At 39.1% G+C, this 20,835-nt stretch carries 13 protein-coding genes; 12 read left to right on the top strand and 1 reads right to left on the bottom strand.

All coding sequences use genetic code 11. The features are described from left to right. Positions 1-42 precede the first annotated feature (42 nt). The 8 genes from PR800_RS06370 to PR800_RS06335 all read left to right on the top strand — a co-directional run bounded on the left by PR800_RS06370 (position 43) and on the right by PR800_RS06335 (position 10,089). Complete coding sequence (locus PR800_RS06370) at positions 43-1,044, top strand: hypothetical protein (RefSeq protein WP_102139174.1); 1,002 nt, start codon at positions 43-45, stop codon at positions 1,042-1,044. Beyond that, the gene (locus PR800_RS06365) at positions 1,044-2,189 is read left to right on the top strand and encodes a BamA/TamA family outer membrane protein (protein WP_102139175.1); all 1,146 of its coding nucleotides are present in this window, start codon (positions 1,044-1,046) and stop codon (positions 2,187-2,189) included. The genes PR800_RS06370 and PR800_RS06365 overlap by 1 nt, the downstream gene beginning before the upstream one ends. Then, positions 2,189-3,334 (top strand): DUF4056 domain-containing protein, encoded by a 1,146-nt coding sequence (locus tag PR800_RS06360; protein WP_166267814.1) that lies wholly within the window; start codon positions 2,189-2,191, stop codon positions 3,332-3,334. The genes PR800_RS06365 and PR800_RS06360 overlap by 1 nt, the downstream gene beginning before the upstream one ends. 492 nt (positions 3,335-3,826) lie before the next feature. Next, complete coding sequence (locus tag PR800_RS06355; protein ID WP_102139177.1) at positions 3,827-4,636, top strand: protein bax; 810 nt, start codon at positions 3,827-3,829, stop codon at positions 4,634-4,636. 342 nt (positions 4,637-4,978) lie between these two features. After that, positions 4,979-6,397, top strand: a complete 1,419-nt coding sequence (locus PR800_RS06350; RefSeq protein ID WP_210848787.1) for an MBOAT family O-acyltransferase — start codon at positions 4,979-4,981, stop codon at positions 6,395-6,397. After that, positions 6,384-7,553 carry an SGNH/GDSL hydrolase family protein gene (locus PR800_RS06345; protein ID WP_210848786.1) on the top strand — a complete coding sequence of 390 codons (1,170 nt, stop codon included), beginning with the start codon at positions 6,384-6,386 and terminating at the stop codon, positions 7,551-7,553. Before PR800_RS06350 ends, PR800_RS06345 begins: the two co-directional genes overlap by 14 nt. Beyond that, complete coding sequence (locus PR800_RS06340; RefSeq protein WP_210844380.1) at positions 7,525-8,751, top strand: SGNH/GDSL hydrolase family protein; 1,227 nt, start codon at positions 7,525-7,527, stop codon at positions 8,749-8,751. Before PR800_RS06345 ends, PR800_RS06340 begins: the two co-directional genes overlap by 29 nt. A gap of 504 nt (positions 8,752-9,255) precedes the next feature. Then, the gene (locus PR800_RS06335) at positions 9,256-10,089 is read left to right on the top strand and encodes a helix-turn-helix domain-containing protein (RefSeq protein ID WP_102139180.1); all 834 of its coding nucleotides are present in this window, start codon (positions 9,256-9,258) and stop codon (positions 10,087-10,089) included. Positions 10,090-10,163: 74 nt separating this feature from the next. Here PR800_RS06335 and PR800_RS06330 read toward each other — a convergent pair whose 3' ends face one another. Beyond that, a complete protein-coding gene (locus PR800_RS06330; RefSeq protein ID WP_272530406.1) occupies positions 10,164-16,820 on the bottom strand; it encodes an Ig-like domain-containing protein in 6,657 nt (2,218 codons plus the stop codon). A 223-nt stretch (positions 16,821-17,043) separates the two neighbouring features. Here PR800_RS06330 and PR800_RS06325 point away from each other — a divergent pair, with 223 nt between their 5' ends. Genes PR800_RS06325 through PR800_RS06310 form a run of 4 tightly spaced genes read left to right on the top strand, consistent with a single transcriptional unit; the run spans position 17,044 to position 20,833 of the window. Then, a complete protein-coding gene (locus PR800_RS06325) occupies positions 17,044-17,493 on the top strand; it encodes a hypothetical protein (RefSeq protein WP_102139182.1) in 450 nt (149 codons plus the stop codon). Beyond that, positions 17,450-18,370, top strand: coding sequence for a hypothetical protein (locus PR800_RS06320; RefSeq protein WP_272530404.1), 921 nt, complete (start codon positions 17,450-17,452; stop codon positions 18,368-18,370). Before PR800_RS06325 ends, PR800_RS06320 begins: the two co-directional genes overlap by 44 nt. 59 nt (positions 18,371-18,429) lie before the next feature. Beyond that, entirely contained in the window at positions 18,430-19,602 is a 1,173-nt protein-coding gene (locus PR800_RS06315) for a TolC family protein (protein WP_229597516.1), read from the top strand. After that, a complete protein-coding gene (locus tag PR800_RS06310) occupies positions 19,583-20,833 on the top strand; it encodes an HlyD family efflux transporter periplasmic adaptor subunit (RefSeq protein WP_102139185.1) in 1,251 nt (416 codons plus the stop codon). The genes PR800_RS06315 and PR800_RS06310 overlap by 20 nt, the downstream gene beginning before the upstream one ends. The last annotated feature ends 2 nt before the right edge of the window (positions 20,834-20,835 follow it).

Here is a 20,835-nt window from a genome sequence, read left to right as displayed (position 1 = left end):
ATCTATTACACTTCTTTTTTGTCCAAATATTGAGCCAATTTTATGAAACGCATTCAATTCAGTACTGCACTGATCCTTTCTTCTATTATGAGCATGTCTGTGAGCTTTGCTGATAGCGATCGCCCATTATTTTCAGTCTCTGTAAGTGAATCTGGAGTACCCCAAAATAACAGCGAAGGCGGCATTACTCGTTCTTCTACCTCAGAGTCACGAGTACTGCCGATTTGGGGCGATGAAGCCCGTGCTCGAGGGTATGATTTACCGGAACCATTTGGGGCAAGTTATGGTTATATGAATCTCCGCCAAGACATTATCGTCGATAAGATTGGCTTTAACTCTGATACACGATTAGGACAAGGCCTTCTTTCTAACATTTTAGTTGAAACAGGTCATACCCGAGAAAAAAATGAATCACATATGCTAAAGCTGGATGCTTGGGTTCTACCATTCATGAATATTTACGGTGTTTATGGAAAAACAAAAGGTTCATCTAAAACTAATATCTCTGGTATATATATGAAAGGGCAACCTAACCCAATGTGGGAGAACTTACCTTTTTCATTGGATTTTAAAGGAAAAACATACGGAGGTGGGGTAACCTTTGCTGGTGGATATAACCAATTTTTTGGAACATTAGACCTAAACTACACTAAAACAAACCTTGATATCTTAGATGGTGATATTACCGCTTTTGTTATGACACCCCGTATTGGATACGAATTTGTGTTCGAGCCATTGATTAGTGGTCAAGGGAATACCAAAGTTCAAATTTGGACTGGTGCCATGTACCAAGATATCACTCAGCGTTTTAAAGGTGACGTTAGTAAATTGAACCTTCCCGAAGAACTTGATTTCTTCATGAATGATCCTGCAATGAAACCCATAGTAGGCAATGTTAAATTCGATGTTAAACAGCATCTTGCCCATAAATGGAATAATACCGTTGGTGCTCGAGTTGAACTGACTCGAAATTTTAATGTATTAACCGAAATCGGCTTTAACAACCGTAACAGCTTCTTTATTTCTGGGGAATTCCGTTTTTAATGTGGCATTCGGCAATTATTCAAAGGCTGGCCTTGCTCAGCCTTTTTATTATTTTTCCCGCTAAAGCTGATTTCCTTCCCGATCGCCAGCAAATCGATGGCTGGCTAAACGATCTCGGGGGGGAAAATAGCTTTGATGAAAGTAAAACTGTTGATTGGGGCATATTGCCAGGGCCATTTTATACCCCCGAAATGGGCATTGGTATTGGTACCGCTCTGGTTGGTTTATATCGAATAGATAAAGAAGATAAACAAACCCAGCCATCGTCTATTGGCTTAAGCGGTTTTGCGTCGTCTACAGGTGCATTTGGCTTAAATTTTACCAATTATAATTTTATTGATAACGACCAGTGGAGATTATTTATTTCCGGCACAATTAACAATATTCCCACTTATTATTGGGGTAAGGGATATTCTGCAGGGAAAAACGATCACAATAAAGAAAAGTACCATTCCCAGGAGTTCCAAATAACCCCAAGAGCCTTATACCAACTGGCTGATTCTACTTATGTTGGGCTCGGTTGGAACTTTTCGTCAATCAACGCCAGCGATCCTGATGATGGCGCCAAACACTATTTCTCCAATTCAATTGGGGGTCGCTCGGTATTAAATTCAGGCATCAGTGCATATTACAGTTATGATACTCGTGATTTTTTGCCTAATGCCTACCAAGGACAAGCTTTCGAAGTGGTTTATACCTATTTTGCCCCAAATCTAGGGAGTGACACTCGTTTTCAAACCACCCAATTGCAATATGCGTACTATCATCAGTTAGCCGAAGAGACTGTTATTGCGTTCGACAATTATGCAAGGTTTTCAAGCGGAAATGTGCCGTGGAACCAGCTATCATTACTCGGTAATGGTAACCGTATGCGCGGGTATTACGAAGGCCGCTATCGTGATAACAATATATTCACCAGCCAAATTGAACTTCGCCATAAACTCGATTGGCGCCATGGTATTGTGGGTTGGTTAGGAACAGGAACCATGAGTGATACGGCGTCCGAATTAGGCCAAGGGCATTGGTTACCTACCGTAGGTGTAGGCTATCGTTTTGAATTTAAACCAAGAATGAATGTCCGTTTGGATTTAGGTGTCGGCCGCAACAGTACAGGGATCTATTTTCAGGTTGGGGAGGCATTCTAATGTCCAAATGGGTTACACCAATAGGGATTGCGCTTTTATTAGCCGCCTGCCAAAACCATGACAAACTAGAATTGCCCACTATTGAGCCAGTCGTTACCCCTTATACCGTTGAGGAGGCCTCACAAGCTTGGCCTGTTATTGCTTCTTTAGCCCCTCCACAAGGTTTACGGGCTTGCTGCGCTTTCGGCTACAACTTGCAAGCTGAACTATGGGGACTACCTGTCCCGTTTTACACTATCGATAATATCGTTGAAGCAGATAGCCTCGGTGAACATCATTATAATGACAGCTTTTTAGGTGCCTCTGCGGCATTAATGGGGCTCAGTAATGAAAAAATAGGCTTACTCTATACGGATAAGAGCGGGTTTATTGATATTTCCCATGTCAGAGATACTGCAGATTATACTTTTTACTTATTTAGCCAAATTTATCCACGCCTTGGTCAACAATGGTCGCTATCTCTTAGTGAGGAGCTAGCGGATAGACAAATACATTTCAGCGCATTTGAACCGCCACAATCTGCTGAGCAGCGCTATACCCTTAGTGCCTATTTAGCCGCAAAATTAGCTTTTCAACTCGCTGTATGGCATGAAATTGCGCAGTGGTATGGTTACCAATCTGTACCAGGATTTTCTGAAGGGATTTCCGCATTTTCCCCTGAAGACCTGTACTCCAACTTACTCGGTTCTCGTCTGGCCTTAACCCTGATACTACAAGGCCGAGCTGGCTCTTTAGCCACTTACTCTCAATCAATGGAAAAGATTCTTCCACTGGCTCTTCACCAGCTAGGCAGCAAAGATAGAAAAACCACACGGAAAACATTTGATAGCGTTGATGGTTTGTGGTGGAACAGTTACCGTAGAGTACCGGAGAAATTTCTTGTTTTAACAAGAGATTACCATACAAATGACCAACGTTATCCTTTGATGCCCCCACAAATTATGCCATCTGAAGGTTTACTTTTAACCTTGCCCGAACGCTACCTCAAATATGATTTGTCATTACTCGCGCAACTGCGCTTGCTCCCTACTGACAATATGAAGCAACTTCCCAAGCCTGTCTCTTATTGGACGGTGGCCGATTTTCCAAAGTTGGCGGAAGATGCGAAGCAACAAGATTTACTGCAACAAGTTTTAAAGCCTTAATCAGCAGATTTGTGATATTCATGTAAACCGCTTTATCGGACTTTGTCCTGTCATTACCGCACTTAGAATTTTAAGTTAAATGTCACTTTTTACTCATTTGCAGATAATAATGTTATTTCACTTTTACCGCCTCGATAGACTTTAATAAAACGATGAAGATCTCATTTTGGTTAAAAAATAGACATTCAATCGCTTATTTTTCAGACAAAATAACCCTATAATAACTGAATGAATAGTATGAATTTTAATCAAATTTAACTTAAGTTAACGCTAAGCGCCACGAGAATAAACAGTTTAATTTATCATTCATCACATGAAAATATACCAATAGAAACATTCAACCATGCAAAAACAGCAAGATCATAATAATTGAAAAAAGTCTACAAAATAATACAGAAATTTCCCTAATGTCACCCGGATAAATGTAGCTCGTAAAAAATTAATCTGCTAATATTCGCTCGAATTTTGTTCAGAGATACTTAGGAGAAGCAAATGCCCTCTCGAACGATGAGGACAAACGCCGTCTTCGCTTTCTTATTTTTACTTTTATTTTCGAGCCTGAGTATGGGCTCCACCAGTACCAGCACAATGCTCAATAAAGAGTATACTAATAAAACTGTGCAGCAGAATGTAAGTCAGGCTAAAACCTCACTCCCTGATTTACGTAAATACCCTTCTGGTACGCCTCGAAAGAAAGCATTTTTGAAAACGGTTGTCCCTGTTATAGAAAAAGTGAATAAGCAGATTATGGCTGAACGTACTTGGTTGTTATCAGTACGAGCTAACAAGAAGTGGAGCGCCCAAGAGTTGCGCCGTCTTGAACAAATCTGTAATAGCTATGGTATGAAATGTAGTAATCCAAAACGTTTAAATTGGAACAAACTATTGAGTCGAGTCGACATCATGCCAACACACTTAGTTGCAACACAAGCAGCAACAGAGTCTGGTTGGGGTACATCACAACTCGCTCTGCAAAACGGTAACTTATTTGGTATGCGCTGCGGTAGTGGCTGCCAGACCAAACAAGGAAAGATTAAAGGCTATTCTACATATTCTTCTGTAGAAGATACCGTTACTGCTTATATGAAAAACATGAATACCCATAACGCTTATGAATCTCTACGAACTTCACGAGCAAAGCAGCGTTTATCAAAAGATGAGCTGGATACGAAAAAGCTAATCAATGATATGAAGGGGTACTCAGAGTTAGGTTCAACCTATAACCGCTATTTACAAGAGATGTACGCGAGTAATGAAGAATTGATTACACAAGCTCAACAAAGAGCAGCCACTCGCATTTAATGTTGTATCACCAGGTACAAGACATGAAAAATCCACTTAACTAAGTGGATTTTTTTTATCCCTCACAAACCGCATTGAACTTATTTTACTCATTCAACCAATTCAGTTTTTTAGATTTACTCTATTGCTCTAAATAGTTCGAGTGGTGGCGAGGCGGCAAGAGAGGATATCCCTAGGAGCATACATAAGTATGTGACTAGGGTAGCTGAACGTAGCCAACAAAGTCACCGCTCGAAATATGACGAGCAATATGACAAGCAATATTCTGATTGCATAGAAAAAGAGATCAAATATCATATACCCTAACCTTCTAACAAAATAATTAACATCTTTGAGTCTAATATGAATTTCTTCTCTTTTGAGTTTCTTGGCTCTTTCTTGATTTTTTTTCTTATTTATTGGGGTTGTCAGCCCAGTGCAAAGTTACAAAATGGCTTATTAATCACTGCTAGCTATTTTTTTGTTTATTCATTTAGCCCTGACTTTGCTTATATCTTATTTAGCTACACACTGATTATTTATTTGCTTACCAATGTGGCAACTAATTGGCTTTCGAGTAGATGGATATACGGTATTCTTACCGCGGTCATTGTTGGATTCTTTACCACCTTTAAATATTATTCATTCTTCCAAGAGACCATTCAGCAAACTCTCGATAAATTTGGTTTTAGTGTTGGTCTTCCTATATTGGAAATACTCGCACCACTTGGGCTGTCCTTTTATGTATTCCACTCGGTTAGCTATACAGTATCGGTTTGTCGCAAAGAAATTCCTAAAGCCGATTTCTTTGATGTAACACTGTATCTTGCATTTTTTCCGAGCATCGTCGCAGGGCCAATCAACCGCGCAAAGAACTTTCTTCCCCAAATACAAGCGGAAAGCCGTGAGATTTTAGATCCTCGAAAAGCCATATTGCTTATTTCATTAGCACTAGTGAAATTGTTTTTATTTAGCTCATACTTGTCTGAAAATTTTGTCAACCCAGTCTTTGACGCTCCCGTGGGTTACAGTGCGGGGGAGATCCTAGTAGCAACCTATGCCTATGCTTGGAATATTTACTTTAACTTCTCAGGTTATACCAATCTGGTGACGGGCATCGCGTTATTATTAGGATTTAGAGTCCCTGTTAACTTTAATGCGCCTTATTTAGCTGCAAATTTAAAAGAGTTTTGGGCCCGTTGGCATATCAGCTTATCGACCTTTATTCGCGACTATGTTTATATTCCTCTTGGCGGTAACCGTAAAGGTTTTAGCCGTATGAACACCAATGTATTCCTTGCGATGGTCATTTCAGGATTATGGCACGGCGCAGCAATGACATTTGTCGTTTGGGGAGCCATTCATGGACTAGGAATTGTGCTACTCAATCTTAAGAGTTTATGCATGGAAAAACTAGGGTGGACCCAAGTAATCCCAAATAAGACATTATCAGTTTGGGTATCACGAATTATAACTTTCCATTTCGTTTGTTTTGCGTGGATTTTCTTCCGTAGTGCCTCATTTGATGATGCACTGTTAATGGTCAATCAAATCATTGCCCCTGGTTTTATCGCTTCTATTAATGCAAGCTTAGGGTTATTAGTCGCGTTTTGGCTACTGTTGATTGCCTACCCTTATTTTGTACAAGGCTACCATTATGTGGCAAAAAAATACCAAACCATTCCTTGGTATTATTATCCTATTCCGCTCGCGATTATTCTAACCATTATGTTTATGCTTTCTCCTTCAGGTATGCCGGGGTTTATTTATGCTAACTTCTGAGTTTAAAAATACCCTAATCAAAGTTGGACAGATTTTATTTATTGTCCTAATTGCTGGCCTATTATTAATTTGGTTGAATCAAAGCTCGCTAGAACGATTTTGGCAACAGAAATATCACCAAGATACCCCATGGGCGAAAATGGCAGGTAATCCTATCTGGGATTATGGCGCTTACTTACATGATGGCGCGCTTGAGGCAGGAAGCCTATTCACTTACTACGCATCAGGACAAAAAGCGCAGGAAGACAAACAGGCCGCGGCGCTCGCACTGGCCAATAAAGATAAAAAACTCAATTTCCCCAAAGAGTTTCAAATTGGTCTTCACTTCGTAAATGGCTACATTTATCCGGCTGAAAGCTTATCGGTTACCTTCCCTGAACGGCTGAAACGACCACAAGCTTGGGAGAAAAACCAGAAAATTAGCTTTGGCGGTTTCACAATCAAGAAAGATCAGCCAATCGTGGCAAAACATATTGCCAATATCGAAAAAGGCCAACAAGTTCTGTTTGCGGGGGACTCCATGATGCAAGGCGTCGCTCCACATGTTAAAAACATGCTCTTGAAAAAATATAATATCGATAGCATTAATCTAAGTAAGCAAAGCACAGGGCTGGCATATCCACGCTTTTTTAATTGGCCCCAAACCATTGCCAAGGCATTGAATGATAACCCCAACATTAAGGTTTTAGTGGTTTTTTTAGGGCCTAACGACCCTTGGGACATGCCACCACAAACGGGTTATAAATACGTCAAATTTAAAAGTGAAGATTGGGAAAAAGTGTACCGTGAGCGGATTAGTGATATAATATCGACCGCTCGCCAGCACAATGTTGATGTTATTTGGGTTGGCCCACCTAATATGCGTAAAAATACGCTCTCCGATGGTATGAAATTCTTAAGTAGCCTCTATCAATCTGAAATTGAGGATAACGGTGAAATTTACTTTTCGGTCAATGACGTCTTTAAATATCAAGGCGATACCTATTCTGACTATATCGGTGATGCAAGCAGTACCATTAAATTGCGAAGTGGTGACGGGATCCATTTCAGCGGAAAAGGCCAACAACTGATTGCTGAAAAAGTATTCTCACTCATTCATTTCGAAGAAGAGGAAGAAAAGGAACCTCATGAAACTGAACAAACTGTGTCAAGCTAAGTCCAAAATATTAGCGGGTAGCGTGATTGCGCTTTTGTCGCTGGGATTATTGTCTTGCCAGAACACATCAGACAAAACTCGCACAACTAGCTTGCCTAAAAACCAGCCTGCGGTTGCACAAGGGCAGCTGGTCAATAACGCAGAGCCTAATTTGCCACAGTTGGCGAATAAGTTACGCCAAGGCAACCAGCAAGTACACATTGTCCAAATTGGCGACTCACACACCGCTGCTGACTTTTTCAGCGGCAATTTAAGAACATTATTTCAGCAACGCTATGGGGATGCAGGCCCAGGTTTCATTCCTCCTATATCAGTGCCGGGGCAACGAACAGCAACCATTAACCGCACGAGCGAGAAGAAAGAGTGGTCGCTGGCTTCAAGTCGTAAAGATGAACGCTTTGATTACCCACTTGGTGGGCTAATCGCTGAGCCGCAAGCAGCCAACAGTAAAGTGGTGCTCAAGCCTTTACAGCCTGCGCTAGGGGCTTATCAGTTACAAACTCTATACCAAAGCACAGGTGATTCACAAATGCGTGTTGCTCCTGCGGTTTCCCCCAATGTTGCATTGCCAGCCACAGGCAACCAGTGGGTATTTTCGTCCCCTGTCAATACCCAACTTCCGGCTCAGGTTACTGTTAATAAAGGTAATGGGTTAAAAATTGGCGGGTGGTTAGTGCGTTCGCAAAAGCCAGGAGTCATGCTTTCAGCTCTTGGGCTCAATGGTGCAACATTGAGTATGACAGATAAATGGCAGCCACAATGGAGCGAAACCTTAGCGCAAATGTCCCCTGATATGGTGATTTTAGCCTATGGTACCAATGAGGCTTTTAACGATACGTTAGATTTAGCCGCTTACGAGCAAAATTTGCGCGCTAAAATTCGCTTAATTCGCCAACAAATGCCAAATAGCGTTATTTTACTTATCGGCCCGAATGATTCACTTAAATTTAATGATGCGGCGAGTTGCCAAGCTCAAATGCCAGTGAATTTAACGAGTGTGATTCAAATTCAAAAGGCGGTGGCCGCTCAGGAAAATACGCTATTTTGGGACTGGCAAGCCTTTATGGGAGGCCCTTGTTCAATTCGTACATGGGCAGCACAAGATTTAGCACGACCTGACAATGTGCATCTCTCCGTCGAGGGTTATAAGAAGAGTGCACAAGGGCTATATAACCAGTTAAGCCAAGTATTAAATTAATTACGGACTTAACACACAATGAGGCAGAGGTATTTTCAATATCCTCTGCCTTTTGATTTGTGACTATTTTTAATATTTAGCGCCTGAGCTTTGCCATTTCACTTTGGCTTTTTTCTTACTTATCTTTTTGTCACCCTAGAAATTCAATTCCAACATTAAAGTTAAAATAATTATTTCAAATAAAAACAATACATTAAGAACACTAAATTTGGAATAGTACGGACTAATTGCGAATTTATTGCTCCCTCTAAAAAATATAAAAAATCGTGACCATTAATTAAATCAATATACCCCACATAAAATTAGTATCCCTACGTTCCTTTTAGTAAATCACATCGCTGTACGTTGAAGTTTATTAAGTAAGGAGGTAATAACAAATCGTTTTTCAGCTTATCCAAGCACATGGTTTGTTGTTAAAAATATGGAAACCGTGAACAATTCTTTGACACAACCAGAATAATTTTACGGTAGCAATCGTAGGTAATATTTATTTAGGTTCAAAAAATGTCGACTAATTTCTGTGTAAAATCGTTTCATTCTTATATTGAAAACCTATCCAATAAAATAAAAAATAGCTTTTATCTAACTCACTCTCTACTGTTTAAAGTGAGCTCAGGTGAAATTGAAATGCGGATAGAAGAAGGCCAATGGCAAAAGCTGACAACATCAGATATCTGTTTGCTTCCTAAAGGATCTTCAATTGAGATAATTAATCGTGATAGTCACAACCCGCTGGCTGCAGATGTACTTCCCATGACCTCAGATATGTTAAAATCCTTTTACCAACAACATGCTGCATTATTTGTTGATAAGAAAATTGTTAATAAGAAAAAAACTCCCTCAATAAGTCAAATTTGCTGTACTAGCTTACAAGAAAACCCGATTATTGAAGATGTATTTCACGCTGCAATTAAAGAAGTTAACGCCCCTTCCAGCCATAATGTTATTCATATTCATTTAAGTTTTATTCTGTCCTTTTTTTTATTAGTGAATGAATTTACCTCTACACTATATGCATCAATCAATATCTCGATAAAAGACAAAGTGTATGACTTAATTTTTCATAGCGCTGGAAAACAGTGCCATACCCTAGATACTATTGCGAAAAAGCTCCATATGAGTTCCTCAACCCTTAAACGAAGACTTGCCAGTGAATATACAAGTTTTTCCAAAATTAGCTTAATGTCCCGAATGAATAAAGCGATGATATTATCGAGAACAGAAAATATGCCGATGACGCGTATTGCTCAAGAAGTCGGCTATGATGATGTTCCTTATTTTTTACTGGCATTTAAAAGTTTTCATTCCCAGCCAAATCTCACCTACCCTCTGTTTTAATACGCGATATCCCTTTTAATCATCTTCTATAAATACTTGAGCCTCACCATTTTCATGGTAGGGCTCTTATTTAACTAAAAATAGTGATTATCAATATCTATTGGTATCAACGTAGAATCTATTGGAGGAATATCAACCTGATTCACTTCGATATTATCTACTGGTTTTGGGGTTACGGTCGCATCGGGTAAATCGGAATAAATAGTAATACGACTTTTAACCTGTGCCTGATTTCCTGCCTGATCATATACATTGACTTCATAGTCATAAATGCCATCTTTTAAGGGGTTATTCATAGAGATTTCCCATTGGCCCACTTCATTTGATTTTTGCTTATAGGTTTGATTACCAATAGTCAAAAATACCATGGTGTCAGCCTCTGTTACACCACTGAACTTTGGCGTATTGATACTGGTGATCTCATCCTGTTTATCCGCTGTATTCGTTGAGTCATCTAAATTCCCACTCAATTCAGGTGCCTTAGTATCTATCATGACTTTCCCTGTCTTTTCCGCGCTATGGCCTACTTTATCCTTTACCTTAATAAGATAATCATAGGAACCATCGTTCAGAGTTTCTGTTACAGGAATTGTCCATACTCCTTTTTCATTGGCGCTCTCTTGGTACGTTTTTTGATTGATAGTGAACTCAACCAATGCATTCGGTTCTGTTACTCCACTGAATGTTGGGTGATTATGGTTAGTCACGGCATCATTTAATAGACCGGAGTCAGTCATCACATCTAGGCTGCATTCCGTAATTTCAGGGGGTGTCGCGTCAACGGTCACTGTGCCGGTTAAACGTTGTACTCCTATGTTACCCGCAATATCAATTGCCTCAATTAGATAGTTATAATCAGCGTCTTTAAGTGAATGAGGTAAAGTAAACGCCCACTCACCACCTTCATTCACCTTAATATCTTTATAAACCTGTTGGCCAATCGTTAGCCGTACATAAGTTTCAGGCTCTGCAATTCCTGCAAAAGTCAGGACAGAAACATCGGTTAAAATATCCTGTTGAGTGGTAAAGCTTACAGGGTCCACAACACCACCAATAAGGTAGTCAGGCGCTGATGTATCAATCACCAATTGCCCTGAAACTTGGCCTTTAATCCCCTGAATCTTATCATTTGCAAAAATCACATAGTCATGAAGACCATCACTCAATTCAATATCAACAGGGAGCGTCCATTCGCCTTTCTCATTGGCGATAGTTTCAAAAGTTGAAGAGACTTTGTTATCAAAAACCAATCGAATTTCCGCATTTGGTTCAGTAATTCCGCTAAATGTCGGCGTATTTACATTTGTGTGGTTATCGTCCTGAATCCCCGAATCTGAATCTGATGTTAACCCTCCCGCCGCTAAAGCGATGGTTTTTACTTTAAAATCGCCCAATATGGGTTGCAAACTAATTTGGCCCAAAATGTCTCGGGCTTCGATTTCATAAGAGTAAGCCCCCTCAGCAAGCGCCTCTGTATCAGATAATTTAATTTGCCAGTTACCATCGTGACCCGCAGTTGTATGATAAGTCTTTCCATTTATCGTCAAGCGTACTTCCGAATTAACTTTGGTTGTTCCACTAAATGTTGGTTGGCTAACATGGATAATACCTCCACTCGATAGCGGATCATCTAATTCCGCAGTTAATTCAGGAGGAGAGATGTCATAGACTAAATCAAACTCAAACTGCGTTTCACGATTAACTAAATCCTTTGCTGTAACTGATAATTTAATATTTTCACCATCCTGAATACCGACAGGGACGATGTCATTGGGTAATTGTATTTGCCAAATCCCCTGATTATTTGCTTTTGCCGCACCCAGTATTTTTCCATTTATGTCTTTGATGGTAACTAGGCTTGCGACACTCGTCGTCCCCGTGAGTGTTAAGTCATTTTGGTTGAAAAGTAATTTACCGTCCTTTGCAGAAATTAATTGTTGATTATTCACACCAAATTCAATACTTGGAGCGGTCTTACCGGACTCGTCACTGAGCACTTTAATAACCACTTCATGCTCTGTTTTATTTCCAGCAATATCAAATGCAGTTATCTTTGCTACATGCTCACCGTCAGGTAAGGCGAGTTCATTAGCAAACACCGTTTTAGAACCATTATATTTAGTTTGTAGCTTATTATGTCGAGTGGTTTTCCCATTCACGTTTATTAGGTAATAATCCATGTTTCCACGATAAGTGAAAACCAGTTTAGGATTGGTTACATTCGCAACTTGCGTACCTGCATGAAATTGCTTATCAACAAAACCAAAGCCATTAAACACCGGTTCTGTGGTGAGGATATTGAGTGTTGTTTGCCCTACTGAAACTGTACCGTCATCTTGGATAAAGCTAATATGGTAGGCTCCATCCCCTTTAATAGGAACTTCGAAACGCCACTCTCCCTTATCATTTGCTTGTATAGGATAATTATGGCCATTTACTTTCGCTGAAATCGTACCACCGGCTGTTATTTGTCCTTTATAAACGGGTTTTTTATGATTGGTATAGTGGTTACCGATTTCACCTGAATCCGTATCGGGGTCAAGGTAAAATTTAAAATCACTGATTATTACGGAAGAAGAAAACTCCCTTACCGAGCCATAAACGTCTTTAAATGTAAGAGTATAGGGGACTTCCCCTAGAGGGAGTTGAATATCTGCTGGAACCTTAAAATCCCAATTTTTTCGACCATTAGTCAAATTAACCGAATACGTTTTACCACATATCAGTATAGTTGCACTGAGTTCATCTCTATCCGTCGCTCCTGAAATCACGCCCTGTAACTTCGGTGAACGACTTGAACTCAATGAGTTATCAATTTCCCCCGTACTACTCGACTCTGCCGCCACTTCAAATGTTACATTTAAAACACAATCCTTTATTTGAATACCTTTTTCTTCAATCACCTTTTCTGTCTTCAACCCAGCAGGGGACGTGGCAATTAATGACATATTATCAAGGTCATAACGGCAGTCTACTCGAAGAAGACCTGAAGGCAAACTAAAAGACCAATTCCCATCTTTATCAATGTCGGTAATGGAAAACGCATGCTCATCTGTATTACTCAATCTAAATTTAAATTGTAAACTTGAACCAGGGGTTACCTTGCCTGTAAAAGTTGCCTCTAAGTCATTAGTCGATTTATCATCATGGAATTTACCTTTCGTCCAAGGTGAAGCCAGAGCAGCATCGGTTATCTCTGGGGGATTAGAATTAATTATCAGTGTATCTATTTTTTCAAATTGATTATCTGCCGCATCCGTAACAGTAATTTTATAATCACCAATAAAGTTTTTCGGTAATTCATTGGAAAGCTTTAAGCTCCACTTGCCATTATTATCGGCAGTCGTTGGAACTAACTCATTATTTAATTGCAATATAACTTTACACCCCGGCTCCCCTCTTCCCGTAAATACAGGGTTGCGATGTGCGGTAATAAAATTTCCTTTGGTTCCTGTATCCGTTTCTGCACTTAATTCAATCGTGGATACAGGGGCGGTGGTATCAATAAATATATTTCCAGAAACATCCGTTGTTTGTCCATTTACCGGGTGCTCAGCCGTCACAAGGTACTGGCTATTTCCTTCCTCGAGTTCTTTAACTTTAACTTCCCAGTTTCCAGTCACTTTATCTGCCACAGTAGGAAAACTTTCATTCCCGATTACCAGTGTAATTTTAGCCCCTGGAGTCGCAATCCCAGTAAACTTAGGCGCTTTGATATTGGTGATATAATCACCTTTATTTCCACTATCACATGCCGCGTCTAATGTGACTATAAGCGCCGGAAGCTCCGCATTCCCACCCTCTAATGATGGGGGCAGGTACGTAAAGCTCTGACTAATGGTATTTTGATTACCCGCGGTATCTTCTGCGACAACCTTATAGTGGTTATCCTTACCGACATTCGCATCGACATCAAAAATCAGAGACCATTTTCCTTGGTGATCCGCATAAACTATTTTAGTTTGTCCTTTAAATTCCGCAGTGATTTTACTTTCAGGATCCGATGTGCCACTGATTTGAGGGCGTTTTAGGTAAGTTATTAAAGCATTCGAATTCTCTTGGCTTGCAGGATCTAAGCCTGCGGTCAGGATAATATGGCTATCTACAGTGAATTGCCCTTTAGACGTCTCGACATTTCCAATGATATCTGTCACTTTCACCTGATAATCATACACACCGTCTTGCTTCACTGCGGGTAGTGGTATTTGCCAATACCCGTCTTTATCCGCAGTAGCGCTGTACTCCAGCCCCGCAAACTGGACCGCGACCGTCGATTTAGATTTGGTTTTGCCTTCCAATGTTACAGTTTTTTGTTGGGTGATATTGTCACCTTTGATACCTGAATCACAACTCTCGTTCAGATTCGCTTGCGCAACAGGTGGCGTGGTGTCTACCCACACCGTCTCGCTGATTTTCTCGCTATTTCCTGCAATATCGGTAACGAGCACTTTGAGTGGGTAACTTCCCGACGTGACTAATGAGGTGGCCATAAATGACCAAGCACCCTGTTCATCGGCCACCGTTGAGTATTTTTGTCCGCTCAGAGAAATCTCTATCTTTGCATGGGGCTCAGATTGCCCTGACAGGGTGGGAGTCAATTGGTTAGTGACAAAATCAGACTGATTATTAAGTTGCAAAATTGTCGGCTGCAATGTGGTTTTGATCTGCACGGACTCAGTAACTATAGTGGTGTTGCCTGCCACATCCATTACCGCTACTTCGTAATGATAGATACCGTCGGCTAATGCTTTTTGAGCCGCCACGGCCCAATCCCCATGGCTGTCAGCAAAGGTTTTTAACTGTTGCCCATCAATCGTCAACTCAATACGGCTACCCACTTCTGCTTTGCCAGTAAAGTGTGGACGCGTCTCTTTGGTGATATTATCACCGATATTGCCACTATCAGACTGCGCTTCAAGGTAAACAGATAAGCGATCAACCTTAGTATCTACGGTGAACTGCCCTTCAGACGCCCCAATGTTTCCGAGGGTGTCTATCACTTTCACGTGGAAATCATATACACCATCTTGCTTCACTGCGGGTAATGGTACTTGCCAGTGCCCGTCTTTATCCGCAATAACGCTATATTCCTGCCCCGCAAACTGGACCACGACCGTCGATTGCGGTTTGGTTTCGCCTTCCAATATTACAGCTTCTTGTTGGGTGATATTGTCACCTTTGACACCCGAATCGCAGCTCTCTCTGAGCTTAGCTTGTGCAGGGGGTGGAGTGGTGTCTACTAGTAGGCTTTGGATAAATATGCCCTGATTCCCTACACTGTCTGTGACCTTAACCTTTAATACATATGAGCCATCCGTTAGATTATTATTGATGGTGAGTGACCAATCACCTTGCGCATTAGCTTTGGTGAAGTACTCTTTTTCAGCGACCTTAACGACGATACTGGCATTAGGATCTGTTTTCCCCGTAAGCGTTGGCGTCACTTTATTGGTCAAAAAAACTGCCGAGTTATCAAGCAGTACGCTTGCATCGGGCAGGGAGGTTTTAATAGTCACGGTCTCAGTGATGGTTTTTTGATTACCCGCTGCATCCACTGCAGTGACTTGATAGTCAGATACCCCATCAGCCAATGGTTTCTCGACAGTAATTCGCCACCCGCCTTTATCATCAGCAACTGTCGATAAAATTTGTCCTGCAATTGTTAGCGTGACTGAACTACCGGCTTCGGCTTTCCCAGCAAAAGTAGGAACCTGATTATTCGTTTGTCTCCCACCCAATGTTTCGATATCCGAATGCCCATCAAGGCTAACAGAGAGGTTATCAAGCTGAGTGTCCACTTCAAATTGACCATTCACCGTCACTGGCTTACCGCCAACGGAGGAAGCCACTAATGAATATTCATATATTTTATCGTCTAGCGGTTCTGTGATTTTTAATAACCACTTCCCGTCTTTATCTGCGGTGATCGGATATTTTTTATCATTAATCGTCAGATAAGCCTGACTATCAGGAGAAACAACCCCAGTAAATGTCGGTGTATTAATATGGGTAATATTATCGCCCTTTTTCCCTGAGTCAGACTCTTCGCTTAGTTTCCCCTGAATAAAAACCTGTGTTATCGGTTTATCTATTTGGGAAGCTGCGGGTGGCTTATTTGCAGACTGAGTAGATGATGACGAGGCGCTTATTGGCATAGCCACAGGTGCGGGTGGTGGAGAAAAACTTAAGTCATTATCTTCTACCGGTGCTTTCTCCGATTTATTTTTCTGATTTAGCTGTTTTTTCGCTTCTGTAAGCTTTGTTAAAGACGAGCTTAGTAATGCTTCCTTTTCGTCTTTTTCAGAAGACAAAGTCTGAAGCGTCTTTTCTAGTTGCTGATTTTTTTGATTTAACTCCGCTAGTTTTTTGTTGAAACTTTGCTCATCGTCTTGCCGATTACCATCTTGCTGTTCCTCACCTTCTATTTGCTCACTATTATTTTTTGAGGCTTGGTTATCAGTATATTCGACGATATCACTCGTTAATTGCTCTTTGATATAAACGGCATCGGCTCCCACGTTTAAGGTTATTGATGATAGGATTTCATCTTGTGAAATAATCGTTCCTTGCTCAGTCAATAATGTCATGTTTCCTAAGATAACTTCAGACAACCCATTTTTAATGTTCTCAATAGAACCATCGGGTTTAGTTACAATTAAATCAAACCCTTGAACTTTAAACTTTTGAATTTCTATGCTTTTTAATTTATCGGTGATAGTTTTATCGGTCATATTCTATATCATTATATTAATAAATGGATTTATCAGCTAATACTCACGCGCTGCCGTCAATAAAAACAATTATATCCATTTAATTAAAAATAAAACGTCATTTAATATAATGTGGTCTGACAACCTTTTTTTTTGAGCTCAAATTCAAGTGAGTTCATTTCAATAGCGATTATAATAAAAGAATGAATTAACAAAGTTGTTTCTAAAATGAAAGAATAAAATAATGGAAGAAGATGATGATAACTCTGATGAAGAACTAGCCCCAATGGTTGATGGGTTAAGTGGAACACTATGCATAATTATTTTAGTTTCTATGGTGTTTATTTTTAGTGGTATGAAAGCCGCAGAAACCCATATCAATTATGGCCAGTTAAACTTTGAAAAAATAAAGATGGATATACCAAACAAACGTCTTTTCTTTAAAGGTGGCATTCATTTATCAAACAATGAAATTTCTTTAATAAAGAAAGAAATCATTAAAAACGAGAGTAATAAAATCATTATCAGTGGTTACATTAATGATAAGGTCAGCCACAGTAAAGAAAAAAACACCTATAACCTTCTTTATATGGCATCACTAATTAAGAATATGGGCATTAATAAAGAGATTGTTCTAAAACAAGGGACAAGTGAACATTGCCCAGGTTGGAACTCATGTATTTATTGGGATTAAAAATAACATGTATTATATTGGATTATTTTTTTATGCAGCAACGTTTATCGCTTGTTTTTTATTACAATCGGTACGTGAAATGGTTCAGCAATGTCTATTGCTTGCTCCTGAAATCAGCTACACCATGATTGGGATTTATATTTATCCTTTAATTATATTTTTATTTCACCGAGTATTTAATAAAAACAAACAAAGCAACTATACATTGCTTTCAAACCAAACTAAATTATCTGCATCCGTCACTGTATCATTAGGGTTAATCGGAACATTTATTGGGTTAACAGGGATGATCACCGCGATCTCAGCATCGCTTGGGGGAGAAGGTGATATCTCAGAAAAAATGAATGCCATGATTTCATCCATTTCAATGGCACTTAATTCAATGTCTTTTGCATTCTTAACCTCCATTCTGGGAGTGTCTATTTCAGTTTTATTGTTAGTTAGTTTGAATTTCTTTCACTTCTTTTATCAAAAAGAAAATAAAAAAACTAAACAGCAACTATCTAAAAACGACTCAGAAGAACTTAATCACATTCAAGAAACCCTGAATTCATTACAAGAAGTGAATATCAGTATAGCGCAAAAAATGGTTTCCGTGACTGAAAGCAATGAACTTGCGACTGATATTTCTTCATACCTTCAGGCCTTATCTACCACTGCACAAGATCACTTAGCAGTTTTACAATCAATAAAAGAAGCTGATGACGACTGGAAAAGAAAATTAGCGGTCTACTTATTAGAAGAAAAAATAAATAAAAGAAATGAAAATGAAAAAATATCAGAAGAAATTTTAAAAATAGATCAAACTACACAATGGCTAAAAGAAAACACCATTGAGAGCAGAAAAAAATTATTAACATTACTATCAATGGAGTAAAAAACGTGCGCCTCATCACCTTTGGTTTTTTATTAACACTATTATCACCATCTTATAGCTTGGCTAGCCAAGATGTAGAAAATTTCCAAGCCTTTATTAACCGAGTATTAGAAAATTCCAATCCGGTTCAAATAAAGTCATTAGAATTAGAAGCTGAAAAGCTCAGAGCAAAGCAAACAAACTATTATTATCTACCAAAAATATCAGCATCAGGAAAAATAAAAAGCCATGATGGCAGTACCAGCAGTAATATTACTGCCAGTTCATTAGTCTATGATACGACGCTAACTCATAAATTTAACGAAAAAAATTTAAAATTAAAAATATCAACGCTCTCACTAAACAAAGAAAAAGAAGAGCTTTACACCTCAACAACTAATAACTTAATTGGCATCTATTATCTCAATGAGTTAACAAAAACGACAGATGATTTAAATAAAAACGCTAAAAATATTTTCAAACTTATTACCCACCGCTATAAAAGTGGTATAGCGAAATACAGCGATGTTGAACAAGCGTCCTTATTGATGCAGAGGATTGAAACAGAGCTACAGAATATAGAAAAAGAAATTGAACAATATAAGTCAAATATTGAGCTTTTATCGGGGATCACCTTTCCATCTAAAGGCGTACAGGTTCCCAAAAACTTACTAAAAAAATTGCAAAAAACTATTATTGATAGTGAAAACGCGCAACAAAATAGCGAATATAACTTGCTCCGCATGCAAGCTGATGCAATGAAGGAAAATGCTTATCAACAAAACCCATTCTTGAATGTTAATGTTATCGCCGAAGAACGATTTGTTGACCAAGTTCGAAGTCGTAACGAGTCTTACATGGGAATGGAGGTAAAACTAAATATCTTTGACCTTGATAAAATACTGAATGAAAAATCTCAGCTAAAACTGTATGAAGCAACAAAGGGAAAGGCTGATTATAAATATAAAGAATCAACCGCTAAAATTAAAAATTTAAAATTAATTGCTAATTCAAATGCGACTGAACTTGCAGGGTTACATGCACAACGTAAGACCATGCGTTCGATAGTTAAGAGCCAACAAAGGGAATATGAAATATCACAGTCTTCTTTCTATGAAATGGTTAACACATTATTTGATATGTTAACAATGGAAAGGCGCATAGCTGAACTAATGATTGCTGATATGAAAAACAAAATGGAATACATACAATTAACAGGGAAGTTAGCTGAAATTGAAACGTTATCTAAATAAACTGAACCAAATCCCTAAAAAATTAAAAATATTCCTAGGTATCACATCATTGTTCATCGGATATATTTTATTAGCTGAAATAGAAATATCCTCTCCTGGAGAGGGTATCATCTCAGGGGTCTCCAATCGGCTAGAAATAGTAAGTCCTGCATCTGGATTTATTAATCAATTCGCGATTAAAACCGGCGATAAGGTAGAGAAAGATCAGATTTTATTTTCCTATACGAATCTAGATGCGTTTCATCAAGAAAAAACCTTAACCAACCTCGTTACTTTTGCTAATGAACGCATTGATGAATTAGAAGAAAATAAAAAGCTATTAAATAAAATCCTTGATGGAAGCATAAGTACAGAATCTGAATATTTTTTCTTTGCAAAGGGCTTACAGAGTCAAACGTTAAGTGCTTATAGAGAGCTTTATGGTCACGTTCTCTTACGCATGGAGATAAGCAACTTAAGAGATAAATATATCTCACAAGTTAAAGAGTCTAGTGAATTAGAGAATCAGATTAACATATTGAAAAAAAAGGACTTATTATTAAAGAATGCAAGAGCTCCTGAAATTGAAAAACTCAATAATAATGCTGAAATTAGCCGTACCACCGCATTGATGACATCAGGTGAATTAAATGCTCAAGGGCTATTGCGAGAAATCTCACTGCTAGAAAAGAAATATACAGCACGGCTTATCGGTGAAATCCAAGAAAATGAAACTCTACTTAATCGGCTAAAAAAAGAGAAATTAGAAAACAGCGGCCAGATGGAATTACTTCGCAATAAAATAAGAGCAAATAGCGTACTATCGCCAGCAGATGGGGTTGTATTAAGTATCGAAAAAGATTTAGAAAAAGGCTCTTACGTTGAAGCCTCAAATTTAGTCATGGTAATTAAAAAACAGCAAAATACACGGGTCATTGAAGGTAAAGTATTAGCGAAATATCGTCCTTTTATAACGCAACAGTTGCCAGCAAAAATTGTGGTGAACTCCCCTGGATTTAAAAAAATCATTAACGGAAAAGTCACAAAAATCAGTGCTGACTCCTTTAGTGATAGGGAACGAGCCAACCAAGAGCGCTATTATTCCGTACAAATTACACCGGAACAAAATACTGTGCTCCTTCCAGAGCATGATGGCCTACCGGTGATGCTCTATATCTCGAGTAAAGAGATTTCAGTGCTTCATTATTTAACCGCATTAATTAGCGATAACATTACATTTAACGTTTGGTGACC

The sequence above is a fragment of the Providencia sp. PROV205 genome (assembly GCF_028479505.1).
Lineage (GTDB): Bacteria > Pseudomonadota > Gammaproteobacteria > Enterobacterales > Enterobacteriaceae > Providencia > Providencia huaxiensis.
Note: the sequence above shows the minus strand (reverse complement) of the source record. Positions and strands in the feature narration are given on the sequence as shown.